Origin of the sequence: Dietzia sp. SLG310A2-38A2, assembly GCF_014145095.1 — a bacterium.
Classification (GTDB): domain Bacteria; phylum Actinomycetota; class Actinomycetes; order Mycobacteriales; family Mycobacteriaceae; genus Dietzia.
In genome coordinates, this window is the sequence record NZ_JAALDX010000364.1 from 1 (window position 1) to 2,026 (window position 2,026).

Consider the following 2,026-nt stretch of genomic DNA (forward strand, 5'->3'; position numbering starts at 1 on the left):
GGCCGGGGCGAGGGCGAGCCCGGCGGCGGAGAACGCGGTGCCCGCGAGGACGACCTTCACCGCCGTCCTGGGCGCGGAGGCGGGGGCGGCAGCGCGGTGGCGTCCGGTGTTCGAGGTCATATACGCGTCAGTCCTTTTCACTCTGTGCCTACGGGGTGAGCTGTCGGGTTCGGACGAGTGCGCCCGGCCGCCTTCGGCGGCTTGACCCCAAGGCGACCTGTGGTCGCCGGCCCGAGGTGGGCCCTGATCGGGTCCCCCGTCCCCGCCCGGTAACGGTCAATGTCGCATCGGCCGCAGGGCGGGGTTCGGTGGTGCGTCCGATGCCAACTCGCTGACGAGTCTGCCCCGAACAGTAGCGGCTTGATGCCGGATCGTCACCATTCTGAGATAAAACCAGGTCACACAGCAGGGGCGGAGGCGACGTTATCCGCTTGTTACCTGGAGATTCTCGAGAAGGTGGGTTCCGTCACACCGTGGGTGGCCGCGAGCCCAGAATCGCGTACAGCAGTCCCAGGAGGAACCCGACCGGGGTGAACACCATCGCGCCGAGGTACAGGAAGGTGGGCGCGTCCCGATCCAGGACGAACGGGGTGAGCGCGGCGAGGATGGTGAACACCACCCCGACGGCGAAGACGGCCAGCGCCGCGACGAACAGCCCACGGCGTCTGGGCCGGACCGGGGCGGGCTCGGCCGCATGAGGCGCCCAGGGGTCGGGGTCGTCGGCCGGGGGTCGGGCGTCTGAGGTCACACGGGGGAGGTTACCGGCCCCGCCGGGGCTCCGAAACAACGCCTCGGCGAGGGTAGTGTCAGTGATTCGTGGTGGTTGTCGGTCGCACGTGCGCGCGATCGCGTGGAGAGGTGGTTCGCGGTGCCCAGTGGCAGGGTCAAGTGGTACGACGCGGAGAAGGGTTTCGGGTTCCTGTCCCATGAGGGCGGGGAGGACGTCTACGTCCGGTCCGAGGCGCTCCCGGACGGGGTGGACACGCTCCGGCCCCGCCAGCGCGTGGAGTTCGACATGGTCTCCGGTCGGCGTGGCCCACAGGCGCTCCGGGTAATCGTCCACGAGGAGCCCACCGTCGTGCAGGACCGCGCCCCCCGTGGCGGCCCACGGCACTCGCCCGACGAGCTGCACGGGATGGTCGAGGACATGATCAAGGTGCTCGAGACGACCGTCCAGCCGGAGTTGCGGCGCGGACACCGTCCCGATCACAAGGTGTCGGGTCGCGTGGCCTCGGTGCTCCGCGCGGTTGCCCGCGAACTGGACGCGTGACCAGCGGGGTCAGTCCGCGTAGGTGATCCCGACCGACCACTCACCGCTGAGGATCGTCTCCGAGCCGTCCGCCGCGTAGACCAGCGCGACGGCGCGGAGCGCCAGTCCCTCGATCCGTCCCTCGTCAGGGAGGGTGACCGGGATGAGCAGTTCGCCGGGTCCGTCGGGCTCGAGGGTGTACTCGCGGAACCCGTCCGCGCGGACCTCGTAGACGTCGAGCGTGGCGCGGCGCAGTTCCACCGGCAGCCGGACCGTGAGGGTGTGTTCACCCGTGACGGTGAACTCGCCCACCGGGTTGGTGTAGCTGGTGCCGTCGAGGTCCGTCGCCGCGAAGGGCAGTACCTCCACGTGGTCGCGGTCGGTGGCGACGGTGATCGCCGGCACCGCCCCGTGACGTGAGGCCGAGCCCTGCCACGCCCCCACGATAGCGGCGACCATGATGATCACCCATGCCAGGATCGCCCAGGTGACTGGACGGACGCGGGGGCCGGACGCTGGGGAATCGCTGTGAGAGCTCACTCCTCCATTCTGCCGAGCAGGCGCGCGCCGAGCGCACGGGGGTCACGTGGCGCCCCGGGGAACCTGGGCCGGTTGCCGCCGAGCCCCGGTACCAGGGTGGACCCGCGTGCGGTCAGAAGTGACTGCCCGAACAGCAGGGCGCCGATGGCCGCGACCACGCCGAAGCCGACGGTGAAGTCCGGCGGGAGGAGGACCCCGAGCGCACCGCCCGCGACCCACGCCAGCTGCAGTGCCGTC

Annotated in this window: 3 protein-coding genes, 1 pseudogene and 1 riboswitch; of the genes and pseudogenes, 1 reads left to right on the forward strand and 3 read right to left on the reverse strand. The window is 70.8% G+C overall.

Going from position 1 to position 2,026, the window contains the following annotated elements; all coding sequences use genetic code 11:
- Positions 1 to 131: 131 nt before the first annotated feature.
- Positions 132 to 288: riboswitch (cyclic di-AMP (ydaO/yuaA leader) on the reverse strand.
- A 178-nt stretch (positions 289 to 466) separates the two neighbouring features.
- Positions 467 to 748: a hypothetical protein gene (locus G6027_RS18910; RefSeq protein WP_182637516.1), complete on the reverse strand. Its 282-nt coding sequence runs from the start codon at positions 746 to 748 to the stop codon at positions 467 to 469.
- A gap of 120 nt (positions 749 to 868) precedes the next feature.
- Here G6027_RS18910 and G6027_RS12840 point away from each other — a divergent pair, with 120 nt between their 5' ends.
- Positions 869 to 1,270 (forward strand): cold shock domain-containing protein, encoded by a 402-nt coding sequence (locus G6027_RS12840; RefSeq protein WP_182637517.1) that lies wholly within the window; start codon positions 869 to 871, stop codon positions 1,268 to 1,270.
- A 9-nt stretch (positions 1,271 to 1,279) separates the two neighbouring features.
- Here G6027_RS12840 and G6027_RS12845 read toward each other — a convergent pair whose 3' ends face one another.
- Together G6027_RS12845 and G6027_RS12850 are read right to left on the reverse strand one after the other, a co-directional pair.
- Positions 1,280 to 1,789: a DUF2771 family protein gene (locus G6027_RS12845; RefSeq protein ID WP_182637518.1), complete on the reverse strand. Its 510-nt coding sequence runs from the start codon at positions 1,787 to 1,789 to the stop codon at positions 1,280 to 1,282.
- Positions 1,786 to 2,026, reverse strand: a pseudogene (locus G6027_RS12850) (MFS transporter); the annotation flags it as partial. The pseudogene G6027_RS12850 and the gene G6027_RS12845, both read right to left, overlap by 4 nt.